The organism is Pseudomonas sp. AC083 (assembly GCF_979253165.1).
On the sequence record NZ_CEEDDH010000022.1, the window covers coordinates 18,184 to 31,455 of the forward strand.

General features: G+C 60.9%; 13 protein-coding genes. 9 read left to right on the forward strand and 4 right to left on the reverse strand.

Features of this window, described 5'->3' with window-relative positions; translation table 11 throughout:
- Positions 1 to 147: 147 nt before the first annotated feature.
- A complete protein-coding gene (locus AC0IXA_RS24355) occupies positions 148 to 606 on the reverse strand; it encodes an REP-associated tyrosine transposase (protein ID WP_129997588.1) in 459 nt (152 codons plus the stop codon).
- 472 nt (positions 607 to 1,078) lie between these two features.
- Between AC0IXA_RS24355 and AC0IXA_RS24360 the strand changes: the two genes are divergently transcribed.
- A complete protein-coding gene (locus AC0IXA_RS24360; protein ID WP_471814654.1) occupies positions 1,079 to 2,500 on the forward strand; it encodes an amino acid permease in 1,422 nt (473 codons plus the stop codon).
- Between the two features lie 77 nt (positions 2,501 to 2,577).
- Here the strand turns inward: AC0IXA_RS24360 and AC0IXA_RS24365 are convergent, their stop codons facing one another.
- Positions 2,578 to 4,197: an FMN-binding glutamate synthase family protein gene (locus AC0IXA_RS24365; protein WP_122691339.1), complete on the reverse strand. Its 1,620-nt coding sequence runs from the start codon at positions 4,195 to 4,197 to the stop codon at positions 2,578 to 2,580.
- Positions 4,198 to 4,355: 158 nt separating this feature from the next.
- Positions 4,356 to 5,156 carry a helix-turn-helix transcriptional regulator gene (locus AC0IXA_RS24370; RefSeq protein ID WP_125917676.1) on the reverse strand — a complete coding sequence of 267 codons (801 nt, stop codon included), beginning with the start codon at positions 5,154 to 5,156 and terminating at the stop codon, positions 4,356 to 4,358.
- 124 nt (positions 5,157 to 5,280) lie between these two features.
- On the opposite strand from AC0IXA_RS24370, the gene AC0IXA_RS24375 reads away from it, so the two are divergent.
- The 5 genes from AC0IXA_RS24375 (at position 5,281) to AC0IXA_RS24395 (ending at position 9,250) form a co-directional block, all read left to right on the forward strand.
- Positions 5,281 to 6,096, forward strand: coding sequence for a carbon-nitrogen hydrolase family protein (locus tag AC0IXA_RS24375; RefSeq protein WP_471814655.1), 816 nt, complete (start codon positions 5,281 to 5,283; stop codon positions 6,094 to 6,096).
- Between the two features lie 188 nt (positions 6,097 to 6,284).
- Positions 6,285 to 7,610 carry an APC family permease gene (locus AC0IXA_RS24380; RefSeq protein ID WP_341638880.1) on the forward strand — a complete coding sequence of 442 codons (1,326 nt, stop codon included), beginning with the start codon at positions 6,285 to 6,287 and terminating at the stop codon, positions 7,608 to 7,610.
- A gap of 68 nt (positions 7,611 to 7,678) precedes the next feature.
- Positions 7,679 to 8,089: an NUDIX hydrolase gene (locus AC0IXA_RS24385; protein WP_071173448.1), complete on the forward strand. Its 411-nt coding sequence runs from the start codon at positions 7,679 to 7,681 to the stop codon at positions 8,087 to 8,089.
- A 23-nt stretch (positions 8,090 to 8,112) separates the two neighbouring features.
- Positions 8,113 to 8,751 (forward strand): LysE family translocator, encoded by a 639-nt coding sequence (locus AC0IXA_RS24390; protein WP_101162108.1) that lies wholly within the window; start codon positions 8,113 to 8,115, stop codon positions 8,749 to 8,751.
- Between the two features lies 1 nt (position 8,752).
- On the forward strand, positions 8,753 to 9,250 hold the full coding sequence (locus AC0IXA_RS24395) for a GNAT family N-acetyltransferase (RefSeq protein WP_341638882.1): 498 nt from the start codon (positions 8,753 to 8,755) through the stop codon (positions 9,248 to 9,250).
- Between the two features lie 130 nt (positions 9,251 to 9,380).
- On the opposite strand, the gene metR is transcribed toward AC0IXA_RS24395, so the two are convergent.
- Complete coding sequence (gene metR, locus AC0IXA_RS24400) at positions 9,381 to 10,298, reverse strand: transcriptional regulator MetR (RefSeq protein ID WP_016773382.1); 918 nt, start codon at positions 10,296 to 10,298, stop codon at positions 9,381 to 9,383.
- Between the two features lie 216 nt (positions 10,299 to 10,514).
- Here metR and AC0IXA_RS24405 point away from each other — a divergent pair, with 216 nt between their 5' ends.
- From AC0IXA_RS24405 to AC0IXA_RS24415, 3 genes are all read left to right on the forward strand, one after another.
- A complete protein-coding gene (locus AC0IXA_RS24405; protein WP_471814656.1) occupies positions 10,515 to 11,549 on the forward strand; it encodes an alpha/beta fold hydrolase in 1,035 nt (344 codons plus the stop codon).
- Positions 11,550 to 11,654: 105 nt separating this feature from the next.
- Complete coding sequence (locus tag AC0IXA_RS24410; protein ID WP_024014168.1) at positions 11,655 to 12,350, forward strand: hypothetical protein; 696 nt, start codon at positions 11,655 to 11,657, stop codon at positions 12,348 to 12,350.
- Positions 12,347 to 13,255, forward strand: a complete 909-nt coding sequence (locus AC0IXA_RS24415) for a hypothetical protein (protein ID WP_471814657.1) — start codon at positions 12,347 to 12,349, stop codon at positions 13,253 to 13,255. Before AC0IXA_RS24410 ends, AC0IXA_RS24415 begins: the two co-directional genes overlap by 4 nt.
- The last annotated feature ends 17 nt before the right edge of the window (positions 13,256 to 13,272 follow it).

Genomic DNA, 13,272 nt, shown 5'->3' on the forward strand with positions numbered 1-13,272 from the left:
CCCGTTGGGCTGCAAAGCAGCCCCGAAACCTGCCTCCACGGTTTATGCAGGCACACCGCATGTCAGCAAGTTGCGCCTGCTTCGCAGCCGAGCGGGGATGAATCCCCTCGCCACAATAGATACACCTATTCCATAGAACTATGGCGCTCAGAGCCAGCAGGCATCCCAAAGCGGGTAGTCACCGAGGTTATCGACCAGCCCGGCTCGCAAAGGATTATTGATGATGTAGCGGGCAAAGGGCTCCAGGTCCTCGCCGTCACGGATCGCACGGTCGTGGTAGCCGGTTTGCCACAGCGGTCCGTGACGTCCGGTTTTTCTGTTAACCGCATGCGTACAGCGAGCCTTTACACCGCCGATGACTTCGCCAAGTGAGCCTCGTTGCAATTGCATCAGCCAATGAAAGTGGTCAGGCATGACAACCCAGGCGATGGATTGCGCGACTCCTTGCTCATGAGCCCGGCGCAGTTCGGCAACCAGTAATCGGCCGGCCTGCCAATCTGCAAATACGGGCTGGCGTTCGTGGATGACGGAGGTGATGAAATAGGCACGACCGTTTTCCGAGAAACGACCTTGGCGCAGACGGTGGGAATTGGGGCGGACTGGCATGTGAGCTTCCTTGCATGTGCTCCTGGCTTTTTCAAAGGTTAGTGGTTGGCCGCCCCGGTCGGCGCTGCAACTGTTGAACGAAATTTCTGAATCCGTAGGGCGATTTATCCGTGATCAAGCGAGGCGAGACATCACACAGTGGATCAAATGCCCCAGAGCTGAAACATGACGCTGCACCATCGCTGTGCAATACTTCGCGGCTTTTTCAGTGGCGACTTTTCCTACGTAATGCAGGTAATGCCTCTCCGAGGAACCCACTATTGCCGAGAGTTGTCGCTGAATGTTGTGACTTTTAGAGTGAAAAATCCTGCCCTGAGCTTTTTATACTGCACGCCCCGCTGATCTTTCAGGCCCGCCCTGCAAGACGCGTCAGCCCATGAAGCAGACGCGGTTTCCTGCCCAGCCAAGGCCTATCGGCCGACGCTTCGAAACCCGGTGGTCATATCCAATAACAAGACGAGGTTGTACCCCTATGCCAGTTGGCAATCCTCTGCCGCACGACGACACCGCTTCGGGCGGTCCGCTCAAACGTGAACTCGGCGAACGGCATATCCGCCTGATGGCACTCGGTGCCTGTATCGGCGTCGGTCTGTTTCTCGGTTCGGCCAAAGCCATCCAGATGGCCGGCCCGGCGATCATGCTTTCCTACATCCTTGGTGGTCTGGCGATCCTGGTGATCATGCGCGCACTCGGCGAAATGGCCGTGCATAACCCGGTGGCCGGTTCGTTCAGCCGCTACGCGCAGGACTATCTCGGTCCGCTGGCAGGCTTTCTCACCGGTTGGAATTACTGGTTTCTGTGGCTGGTCACCTGCGTCGCGGAAATCACTGCGGTGGCGGTGTACATGGGTATCTGGTTCCCGGATGTGCCGCGCTGGATCTGGGCCCTGGCGGCGTTGATCAGCATGGGCTCGATCAACCTGATCGCGGTGAAAGCCTTCGGCGAATTCGAATTCTGGTTCGCCCTGATCAAGATTGTCACCATCATTGCCATGGTCATCGGCGGCATCGGCATCATCGCCTTCGGTTTCGGCAATGACGGCGTGGCGCTGGGCATTTCCAACCTGTGGGCCCACGGCGGTTTCATGCCCAACGGCGTGACCGGTGTGCTGATGTCGCTGCAAATGGTCATGTTCGCCTACCTCGGTGTCGAGATGATCGGCCTGACCGCCGGTGAAGCGAAGAATCCGCAAAAGACCATTCCTGACGCAATCGGCTCGGTGTTCTGGCGGATTCTGCTGTTCTACGTCGGCGCGCTGTTCGTGATTCTGTCGATCTACCCGTGGAACGAAATCGGCACCCAGGGCAGCCCGTTCGTGATGACCTTCGAGCGTCTGGGCATCAAGACCGCCGCCGGCATCATCAATTTCGTGGTGATTACTGCGGCGCTGTCGTCGTGCAACGGCGGCATCTTCAGCACCGGGCGCATGCTCTACAGCCTGGCGCAGAACGGCCAGGCCCCGGCCGGTTTCGCCAAGACCTCGAACAACGGCGTGCCGCGTCGGGCACTGTTGCTGTCGATCGCGGTGTTGCTGCTGGGCGTAATGCTCAACTATCTGGTGCCGGAAAAGGTCTTCGTCTGGGTCACCTCGATTGCCACCTTCGGTGCGATCTGGACCTGGGTGATGATCCTCCTCGCCCAGCTGAAATTCCGCAAAGGCCTGAGCGCCAGCGAACGTGCCGGGCTCAAGTACAAAATGTGGCTGTACCCGGTCAGTTCGTATTTCGCCTTGGCGTTTCTGGTACTGGTGGTCGGCCTGATGGCGTACTTCCCGGATACCCGCGTGGCGCTGTATGTCGGGCCGGCGTTTCTGGTGTTGCTGACGGTGTTGTTTTACGTGTTCAAGTTGCAGCCGAACCAGGTTTCGCAAGACGCGGTGCGTTCGATTTCGTAAGTTCCAGCCGCTGAAAAAAACAAAGCCCCGGTCGCAAGATCGGGGCTTTTTTGGTTCGAGCGAGCTGATCGCCAGTCTTACGCCGCTACCACTTCCTGCGGCTCAAAACTGTCCGCCCGTGCCATCTGCCACATCCGCGAATAGAACTCGCCATTCACTTCGCCAGTAAGCAATTCCCCCGGTTTCAGAAACACATGCAGCTGCGAGAACAGTTTGATCTCGGTTGCCGACATGCGACGCACCAGATGCTTGGCCGACAGTTGCGATGGATGATCGAGCCCGGCGGCAGCGAGCATCTCCGCCAGCGCTTTGAGCGTGCTGCGATGGAAGTTGTAGACGCGCTGGGCCTTGTCCGGCACCACCAGAGCGCGTTGGCGCAGGGCGTCCTGGGTGGCGACGCCGGTCGGGCATTTGTTGGTGTGGCACGACTGCGACTGGATGCAGCCGATGGCGAACATGAAGCCGCGCGCCGAGTTGGCCCAGTCGGCGCCGATGGCCAGCACGCTGGCGATGTCGAAGGCGCTGACGATCTTGCCGCTGGCACCGAGTTTGATCTTGTCGCGCAGGTTCAGGCCGACCAGCGTGTTGTGCACGAACAACAGGCCTTCGCGCATCGGCACGCCGATGTGGTCGGTGAACTCCACAGGCGCTGCGCCAGTGCCGCCTTCCTTGCCATCGACGACGATGAAGTCGGGAAGAATGCCGGTTTCCAGCATGGCCTTGGCAATGCCCATGAATTCCCACGGATGGCCGAGGCAGAACTTGAAGCCCACCGGCTTGCCACCGGACAGTTCGCGCAGTTGCTGGATGAACTGCATCATTTCGATCGGCGTGGAAAACGCACTGTGGCGCGACGGCGAAACGCAGTCTTCGCCCATCAGGATGCCGCGGGTCTCTGCGATTTCTTTGGTGACCTTGTGCTTGGGCAGGATGCCGCCGTGGCCGGGTTTGGCGCCCTGGCTCATCTTGATTTCAATCATGCGCACTTGCGGATTCTGTGCCTGTACGGCGAAGCGCTCCGGGTCGAAACGGCCGTCGCTGGTGCGGCAGCCGAAGTAGCCGCTGCCCAGCTCCCAGGTCAGATCGCCGCCGTGTTCGCGGTGATACGGGCTGATGCTGCCTTCACCGGTGTCGTGGGCAAAGTTGCCGAGTTTCGCGCCCTGGTTCAAGGCGCGAATGGCGTTGGCGCTGAGCGAGCCGAAGCTCATTGCCGAAATATTGAAGATCGACGCCGAGTAGGGCTGCGTGCACTGCGGCCCGCCGACAGTGACGCGGAAACCGTTCGGGTCACTCAACGGCGCCGGGCGCATCGAGTGGCCGATGAATTCGAAGCCGGACTGGTAGACGTCGATCAGCGTGCCGAACGGTTTGTCGGCGGTTTCGTTTTTCGCTCGCGAGTACACCAGCGAACGCTGGGCGCGGGAAAAGGGCAGGGCGTCGCTGTCGGATTCGAGTAGATATTGACGAATCTCCGGGCGGATGCCTTCGACCAGATAACGGATGTTGCCCAGAATCGGATAATTGCGGCGCACTGCATGGCGCGTCTGCAACAAGTCGAACACGCCGAGCAGGCTCAGCACCCCAGTGACGGCAGTGATCGGCCACAGCCAGTCATGTTCGAGAAAGGGCAGGCTGGCGAGGGTGAAAATCACGCAGACGGCAAAGAAGGCGTAGCGGCTCAGCAAAGACAGGCTCATACGGTTTCCTTGGTTCGGACTCAATTTTGTGCAACGGCACGCATTTCTGTGGGAGCGAGCCTGCTCGCGAAGACGGCGGACCAGCCAACCTTGATGTCGGCCATGCGGGCCTCTTCGCGAGCAGGCTCGCTCCCACAAAAAGCGTTAAGCACACTGTTTCAGGCGTTCTGCGCCTGCAGAAAAATCGAAAACAGCTCGGACTGGGATTTGATCCCCAGCTTGCTGTACATGTGTTTCTTATGGACTTTCACGGTTTCCACGGAGATTTCCAGCTTGCGGGCGATTTCCTTACTGGAACAACCGCTGAGCATCAAACGCCCGACGTCCAGTTCCCGCGCGGTCAATTGAGCGCCCTTGAGCTGTTGCACCGAGGCTTCCAGTTGCACCCGCCAGTCTGCCTGCGCAGGTGCGACGGCGAGGGCCACGGTTTCGTTGATCTCGTATGGCAAGCGCTGGCGCAACAGACCCAGCACCCACGGTTGAATCAAAGACAGCAAAGCGATCTGTTCACCAGTGAAACGTTTTTCACTGCCCAGCGACAGGCACAGCGTGCGCTCGCCTTCGAGCTGGCAATTGAACTGGATTTCGTCGGCCACCACATTCAGACGAAAGTATCGCTGGTAGTACTCGGTCAGCTCGAAATGCTCCGGCGCGACTTCCGAGAGGCGATACAGGCCGGTGCGCGAGTGCTCGCGGCAGGCGATGTAGAACGGATCGAGCAGATACAGCCCGCGCAGGTAATCCTGGAACAGCGGGTCCGGGCTGCCGTCCTCGCCGGGGCATTCGGCGAAGACTTGCGGATGCTGATCGGCGCTGAACAGCAGCACCACCCAGCTATCGAACGCCACGTACTGCTCTAGCAGGCGCACCAGTTGCGCCCAGAAATTCGGCTTGTCGAGCGCGTCGATCAATTGCCCGACGGCGCGGTGCCAAGTGATGTCATTCAACGAAAGTGTCATCGATCTACCCCTATCGGGTTACCCCGGCCGCGTGATTCCCTGGCCGGTTGCTTGCTGCGCATACTGGCCCACAGACAGGCACCGGGCAATCTTTCCGGGCCGGGCCACATAACAAGGGATAACCATGAAAGTCGAACTCGCCCAACTGGCGGGCCGTGACAACGACACGGCTTACAACCTGCAACGCGCACTGGCGGCGATTGCTGCCTGCGCGGCCGACACGCAGATGATCGTGTTCCCGGAAACCCACCTGATGGGCTTCCCCAACGCCGAAACCGTGGCGCAGATCGCCGAACCGCTCGACGGCCCGACCGTCAGCGCCGTGCTCGCAGCAGCGCGTGAGCGTGACATCGCTGTGGTGATCGGCATGGCCGAGAACGACAACGGCCGCTTCTACAACACCACGCTGCTGATCACACCCGAAGGCATCGCCCTGAAATACCGCAAGACCCATCTGTGGGCTTCGGATCGCGGCGTGTTCGAAGCCGGCGACCGTTACGCCACCTGCGTGTGGAACGGTGTGCGCGTGGGCCTGTTGGTCTGCTACGACATCGAGTTCCCGGAAACCGCCCGCGCCCTGGCGCAACTGGGTGCGGAATTGCTCATCGTCACCAACGGCAACATGGACCCGTACGGCCCGACCCACCGCACCGCGATCATGGCCCGCGCCCAGGAAAACCAGGCGTTTGCGCTGATGGTCAATCGCGTTGATGCAGGGGATGACGGCCTGGTGTTTGCCGGCGGCAGCGCGCTGGTCGATCCGTTGGGTGCGCTGCTGTTCGAGGCCGGACGCGAAGAAGGGCGGTTCAGTGTCGAGCTGGATTTCACGCAACTGGAGATTGCGCGCAAGGATTATCGCTATCTGGATGATCAGCGTTTGAAGTTGCCGGGGGAGGTGGTGGAGCAGGCTTCTGGTCTGCGCGAGCTGCTGATTCCTTGACCTGCTGTACCTGATCGTTCCCACGCTCTGCGTGGGAACGCAGCCCGGGACGCTCCGCGTCCCAAGAGCGGACGCAGAGCGTCCATTGAGGCATTCCCACGCAGAGCGTGGGAACGATCAGCCACACCCGAAATTTTTGCCGAACCCGGCTCTGCCATAAATCCAATAACATTCGGAGTAAGTCGCCCATGGCTCGTTTGCAACGCACCCTTTCGCTAGGGTCGGTGGTGCTGTTCGGCATCGCCTACATGACGCCGATCATTGTCCTCGGCACTTTCGGCATCCTCGCCCAGTCCACCGCCGGCATGGTGCCGGCCGCCTACCTGACGGCGCTGGTGGCGATGTTCTTCACCGCCATGAGTTACGGGCGCATGGCCGCTGCCTTTCCGGTGGCCGGTTCGGCTTACAGCTACGTGCGCAAGGCAATCAGCCCGAAACTCGGTTTCATTGCCGGCTGGGCGGTGTTGCTCGATTACCTGTTCCTGCCCATGGCCATCTGGCTGATCGGCGCCGCTTATCTGGCCTCGGCGTTCCCGTCGATCCCGCAGTGGATCTGGGTGCTGGCGTTCATCGGCATCACCAGTGCGATCAACATCGTCGGGCTGAAACTGGCCAACGGCATCAACGCCTTGCTGATGCTGGTGCAGTTCCTCGTATTGATTGCCTTCGTTGCGCTGTGCGTGCACTACATCGGCGGCGATGCGAGCACGCCGCTGTGGTCGATCAAACCTTTCTTCAACGGCGACATGCAGATGCCGCTGATCATGAGCGGCGCGGCGATTGCCTGCTATTCATTCCTTGGCTTTGACGCTGTGAGCACCCTGACCGAAGAGACCCGCGATCCACGCCGCACCATTCCCCGGGCGATCATGCTGATCACCCTGATTGGCGGCCTGATCTTCGTCGGCGTTTCGTACTTCGTGCAGATCGCTCATCCATCGTTCCAGTTCGACAGCGTCGACTCGGCAGCCTATGAAATTGCGCGCAATATCGGTGGCGACCTGTTCGTGTCGATCTTCCTGATCGGCCTGATCGTCGGCCAGTTCGCCTCGGGGCTGTCGGCCCAGGCAAGTGGTTCGCGACTGTTGTTCGCCATGGGCCGCGACGGCGTCTTGCCGAAGTCGTTTTTCGGCACCTTGCACGCGCGTTTCGGCACCCCGGTCAACAGCATTCTGTTGTGCGCGGCGGTGGCGTTGCTGGCGCTGAAACTCGACGTTACCACCTCGACCTCGTTCATCAACTTCGGCGCGTTCCTGGCGTTCAGCCTGGTCAACCTGTCGGTGATCTTCCACTACTGGATCGGCGGCGAGAAAAAAGGCCCGCGCGAGCTGCTGCTGTTTCTGCTCTGCCCGCTGATCGGTCTGGTCGCCGACCTGTGGCTGATGGTCAGCCTTGATCATCTGGCGGTGTGGCTGGGGCTGAGCTGGCTGGCGATTGGTGTGGTGTATCTCGCCGTGCTGACGGGTGGTTTCCGCCGTCAGCCGCCGGAACTGGATTTTCAGGAAGCGACCTGAGCTTCGTGGCTTGGCTTCCCTCTGACGGGCATGGGATCCTTGGCGCTTTTGCGCCAAGGGATTCCTTTATGTCGACCATTCATATCGCCGCTGCGCTGCTGCTCAACCCGCAAGGCCAGACTCTGCTGGTGCGCAAGCGCGGCACCACGGCGTTCATGCAACCGGGTGGCAAGATCGAAGCCCACGAGTTGCCAGTGCACGCATTGGCCCGTGAGCTGGAAGAAGAACTCGGGCTGCAGATCGACCCGGCGCAGGCGATTTTCCTCAACAGCTTTTCCGCCCCCGCCGCCAACGAGCCGGGCTTCATTGTCCATGCGGAAATATTTCAACTGACCATCGATACTGACGTGTGTCCGGCGGCGGAAATCGAGGAAGTCATCTGGGTCGATCCGGCTACTGATCCGGCGCTCGAGCTGGCGCCATTGACACGCGAACACATCCTGCCGTTCTATCGCCGTTCATTGACTGCACTCGCCTGATCATTCCCGCAAAGGACTCCGCCATGATCCCGCTGCAAGACTTGCTGATATTTGCCGCCGCCGCATTGCTGATGGTGCTGACGCCGGGGCCGAACATGATCTATCTGATCTCGCGGTCGATCTGTCAGGGGCGCCGCGCCGGAGTGACTTCGTTGCTTGGCGTGGTCGGCGGGTTCTTCGTGCATATGTTCGCCGCGGCGGCGGGTTTGACGGCGGTGTTTCTCGCCGTGCCGATGGCTTATGAAGTGTTGAAATGGGCCGGCGCGTTGTACCTGCTGTGGCTGGCCTGGCAAGCGCTGAAACCCGGCGCACGTTCGCCGTTCGAAGCGCAGCAATTGCCGCCGGACTCGTCGCGCAAATTGATCACCATGGGCTTTCTCACCAGTGCGCTGAACCCGAAAATCGCCGTGTTCTATCTGTCGGTGTTTCCGCAGTTCATCAGCCCTGAGCACGGCTCGGTGTTCACCCAAAGCATCATCCTCGGCCTGACGCAGATCAGCGTCAGCTTCAGCGTCAATCTGTTGATCGCGCTGTTCGCCGCAGGCATTGCCTCGTGGTTCGTGCGCAATCCGACGTGGTTGGCGATGCAGCGTTATTTCATGGGCCTGGTGCTCGGCGGCCTCGCCGTACGGCTGATGCTCGAACAACGCCGGACCGCCTGAGGTGTGGATCGAACGGCTGGATGCCAGCCATGCCCTGGCTTACCGCGAACTGATGCTTGAAGCCTATGACCGGCATCCGCAAGCGTTCACCTCCAGCGTGCGCGAACGCGCGGTGATGCCATTGAGTTGGTGGGAAGGGCGCCTGACCAGCAAACTCGATGTGGTGCTGGGGGCATTCGATGCCGGGACGTTGGCCGGGATTGTCGGCCTGGCGTTCGAACCGCGCGAGAAGGCGCGCCACAAGGCCACGCTGTTCGGCATGTATGTCTCGGCGGATTTTCGTCGCAAGGGTCTAGGGTTTGATCTGGTCCAAGCGGCTCTGTCCGAGGCGCAAAAGCATCCGGCGCTGAAACTGCTGCAGCTCACCGTCACCGCCGGCAATGACGCGGCTTTTCAGTTGTACCAGCGTTGCGGCTTCATTCAGTACGGCCTCGAACCGCTGGCGGTGCGGGTGGGCGAAGACTACTTCGACAAGATCCACATGTGGCGCCAGCTCTGACCCACCACGACAATCCTTGTGGGAGCGAGCCTGCTCGCGAAGGCGTCCGTCCAGCCGACATCATCGCTGAATCATCCACCGCTTTCGCGAGCAGGCTCGCTCCCACAGGGGGAACTCTTGCTCGGAAAAATCAGCGTACGGCGCTGACACCATCGAGGGTCGAAAACGAGGTGTCCTTAGCGGTCAGGAGGAAATCGCGCATGTACGGCGCGTCGAGCATGTCGGTGCGAATCGCCGCGTACAGTGTCGCGAACAAGCCCTTTTCACCCAACCGTTTGCCCTTCACATAACCGCGCGAGCTGTATTCATGCAGCGCCCAGTGCGGCATGCCGCAGACGCCACGGCCGCTGGCGACCAGTTGCATCATCATCACCGTCAGTTCCGACGTGCGCACCTGCGCCGGTTCAATGTCGGCCGGTTCGAGGAAGCGGGTGAAGATGTCCAGGCGATCGCGTTCCACCGGGTAGGTGATCAGCGTTTCCGTCAGCAAGTCTTCGGGAACGATGTACGGCTTGCTCGCCAGCGCATGCTGATTGGCCACCGCGAGCATGGCTTCGTAAGTGAACAGCGGCACGTAAGTGATGCCGGCAATTTCCAGCGGATCGGAGGTCACCACCAGATCCAGATCGCCACGGGCCAGTGCCGGCAGCGGGGCGAAAGCGAAACCCGAAGCCAGGTCCAGCTCGACTTCCGGCCAGGCATCGCGGAACTGGTCGATGGTCGGCATCAGCCACTGGAAGCAGCTGTGGCATTCGATCGCCATGTGCAGACGCCCGGCGGTGCCACCGGCCAGCCGACCAATGTCCCGTTCCGCAGCACGCAACAGCGGCAGAGTGGCGTCGGCCAGTTGCAGCAGGCGCAGACCGGCGCTGGTGAAGCGCACCGGTTTGGTCTTGCGCACGAACAATTGCATGCCCATGCGCTCTTCCAGCTCTTTGAATTGGTGCGACAGTGCTGACTGTGTCAGATGCAAACGGTCGGCGGCGTCGACCAGGCTGTCGGCCTCGCGCAGGGCATGCAGGGTTTTCAGATGTCGGATTTCAAGCACCGGCGGGCTCCATGAAGAAAACTTGTGACGAATGCGTGGAAGGTGAGTTTGTCTCATGAAGCACGCTTTGTCGATCTGCCGGCCAGGATCCGGCGATGCAATCGACAGCCGACCGCTCGGCACTCTTCATCAAACTGTCATGCAACTGTGGCAGCGCGCTCGCACGAACTTCATCAGACTCGCGCTCTACTGGGGTGCTGCGTTTTGGTGTTTTTCATGTTCAAGAGATTGTTTTCAGTCGCGGCCGCGTTGGCCGCGCTTTTGTTCGGGGCCGGCTCGTTTGCAGCCGGACGCTGCGATGTCAACGTGCCGACCGAGCACGCCGAGCTGGCGCAGGTCAGTCTTGCCTATCAAAGTATCGGCCGCGCATCAGACCCGGCGCTGTTGCTGGTCATGGGCCTGGGTGGGCAGTTGATTCACTGGCCGGATGAAGTGGTTGTCGCTTTGTGCCAGCAGGGTTTCCGGGTGATCCGCTACGACAACCGCGACGTCGGCCTGTCGACCTGGCGGCAGGCGCCGATCGAGGCCAATCTGACCTTCGAAGTGCTGCGTTACAAACTCGGTCTGCCGGTCTCGGCCCCTTACAGCCTGACTGACATGGCCGAAGATGCGCTGGGTTTGATGACCGCGCTGAAGGTCGAGCAATTCCACGTGCTCGGCGCGAGCATGGGCGGAATGATCGCCCAGCACATGGCGGCGATGGCGCCGCAGCGGGTGGAAAGCCTGACGCTGATCATGACCACTTCCGGCGCTGAAGGCCTGCCGGCGCCGAGTGCGGCGCTGGTGCAGTTGCTCTCGCGGCGGGGTGCGCCGAACCGTGAAGTGGCGCTGGAGCAACAGGCCGATCTGCTCGCGGCACTCGGTAGCCCGGCGGTAAACGATGATCGCCAAGCGCTGTTGCAACAGGCGGCGGCGTCCTACGACCGCGCGTTCAACCCCGAAGGCGTCAAACGGCAGATCATGGCGATACTTGCCGAACCCAGTCGCGTGGCTTTGCTCAATCAACTGCGAGTGCCGACCTTGGTGGTGCATGGCACGGCAGATCCGCTGCTGCCGGTGATGCACGGCGTACATCTGGCGGCGCACATTCAGGGCAGTCAGTTGAAACTGATTCCGGGGCTGGCGCATCGTTTTCAGGAAGCGTTCAAGGAACCGTTGCTGGCGGCGGTGCTGCCGTATCTGCAGGCGCATCGCGAGGATACTTCGCATTGGGCGCAGGTCGATCCGGCGGCGCCGAACAATCTGCTGTAACAGTGCCAGCATCCTGTCGCCAAAAAAATATCAATGTGCCACTATTGTTTGCCGCGTTGTTGCCGATAAGGCGCAGGAACGTTTTCAGACATAGGGACTTGATCCATGATTTTTCGCGCTACACGTCAATGGGCCGCGCTGGCTCTGCTCGCCGTACTGACTCTCACCGGCTGCGCTCATGTGCAACCGCCCGTGGCCCTGGACAAACAGTTCTGGGATGCCAAAGAGCCGACCATCGGTGTGGCCATTACCGTCGTACCGTCGCCGGTGCTGGCGCTGACCGGCAATCAGGGCATCCTCGATTACGCCATCAATGCCGGCGTCAACAGCAAGCTCAGCGCCAATGTCGAGACCTGGCAGGTGCGCGATCTGGAAACCCTGCCCGACGCCATCGTCGCCAAGCTGCAAGCCAAGGGCTACAAGGCCAAGCGCATTGATGAAAAGGTCGATCTGAAGACCTTCAAGGAAGTCGATTTCCGCGAGGGCTACATGACCAAGGACCTGTCGCCGATGAAAGCTGCCCACGGCATCGACCGTCTATTGCTGGTGTCGATTTATGCCACCGGTGCCACCCGCAGCTACTACAGCATCGTGCCCACCAGCGTGCCGATGGCCCAGGTCGGCGGCCAGGGCATGGTGATCGATCTGTCGGACAACAAACTCTTGTGGTACCAGCCATTCGCCGCTGTGCAAGCCGCGCAAGGCGAGTGGGACGAGCCGTCCTACACCAACCTGTCCAACGCGTTTTATCAGGCGATGGATAACAGCCGTCAGCAAATGATCGCCCCGTTCGCGCAATGAAACGTCTGGCGCTGACCTTCGCGGCGATCTCGCTGCTGGCGTTGCCTGGCTGTGCGCAGAAACCGGCACCCGAGGCCGGTTTCAAGGATCAGGCCGCCATGAGCTATGTGCAGGCACACGGGCTGAAGGTCGACGTGCAACTGCCGGCGGAATTCGTCGGCGCCAGCACGGTGATCGACAGCAAGGCGGCGGTGAACGCGGCCAATTCCAGCTACACACTGGTGTCGAGCTCCGGCGCGGGCGCCGGGTTGGCGGGGATTCTGGTGGCCAGCCTGATCAACACGCAAATGGGTTCCGGTACGTTACAGCGCGATGCCGAAAAAGCCGCGCTGAACGAATCGCGGCCGCTGGCCGACCTGCTTGCTGGCGTGCCGTTGCAGGAGCGCTTGCAACAGCGTTTTCAGGCGGCGTCGCAGGTGTCCGGATTCAAGCAGGGGGCAGGTGCGGTCACGGCACGCTTGCTGATCGAACCGAAGCTGATGCTGACGCCCGATCGCGGCAGTTTCGTGCTGGTCAATCAGGTGCAATTGCAGGATATCGCCGGCTCGCCGCTGTACCGCATGCGCATCGAAGTGGCCAGTCAGCCGATACGTCGTTGCGGCAAGCAATGCATTGATGACGGCGCCCTTGAACTGGCCAAGGTCACCGCCGTGCTGGATGAATGCATTGATGAATCCATGCGCGTATTGAGTGCCGATCTGATGCAACCGACGCCACCGCCCGCCGCGCAGGAAACCCTGCGTTACGTGCTCGACGGCCAGCGCGTGGTCGAGCGCGGTTATCAACTGGCGCAGAACGGCAACTACTGGCGCTACCGCAATCTCTACGGTGCGGTGAAGTCAGTGCCGGTGCCGTTCGAGGATGCCTTGTCGTCCGCGCAACTGGCCCGAGTCTACGGTCGCTAGAGGCAGATGCGCGTGGG

What these genes read in the sequence shown, in the direction of transcription:
- AC0IXA_RS24355 (WP_129997588.1), bottom strand. Translation starts at nt 606, where the DNA reads ATGCCAGTCCGCCCCAATTCCCACCGTCTGCGCCAAGGTCGTTTCTCG.
- AC0IXA_RS24360 (WP_471814654.1), top strand. Translation starts at nt 1,079, where the DNA reads ATGCCAGTTGGCAATCCTCTGCCGCACGACGACACCGCTTCGGGCGGT.
- AC0IXA_RS24365 (WP_122691339.1), bottom strand. Translation starts at nt 4,197, where the DNA reads ATGAGCCTGTCTTTGCTGAGCCGCTACGCCTTCTTTGCCGTCTGCGTG.
- AC0IXA_RS24370 (WP_125917676.1), bottom strand. Translation starts at nt 5,156, where the DNA reads ATGACACTTTCGTTGAATGACATCACTTGGCACCGCGCCGTCGGGCAA.
- AC0IXA_RS24375 (WP_471814655.1), top strand. Translation starts at nt 5,281, where the DNA reads ATGAAAGTCGAACTCGCCCAACTGGCGGGCCGTGACAACGACACGGCT.
- AC0IXA_RS24380 (WP_341638880.1), top strand. Translation starts at nt 6,285, where the DNA reads ATGGCTCGTTTGCAACGCACCCTTTCGCTAGGGTCGGTGGTGCTGTTC.
- AC0IXA_RS24385 (WP_071173448.1), top strand. Translation starts at nt 7,679, where the DNA reads ATGTCGACCATTCATATCGCCGCTGCGCTGCTGCTCAACCCGCAAGGC.
- AC0IXA_RS24390 (WP_101162108.1), top strand. Translation starts at nt 8,113, where the DNA reads ATGATCCCGCTGCAAGACTTGCTGATATTTGCCGCCGCCGCATTGCTG.
- AC0IXA_RS24405 (WP_471814656.1), top strand. Translation starts at nt 10,515, where the DNA reads ATGTTCAAGAGATTGTTTTCAGTCGCGGCCGCGTTGGCCGCGCTTTTG.
- AC0IXA_RS24410 (WP_024014168.1), top strand. Translation starts at nt 11,655, where the DNA reads ATGATTTTTCGCGCTACACGTCAATGGGCCGCGCTGGCTCTGCTCGCC.
- AC0IXA_RS24415 (WP_471814657.1), top strand. Translation starts at nt 12,347, where the DNA reads ATGAAACGTCTGGCGCTGACCTTCGCGGCGATCTCGCTGCTGGCGTTG.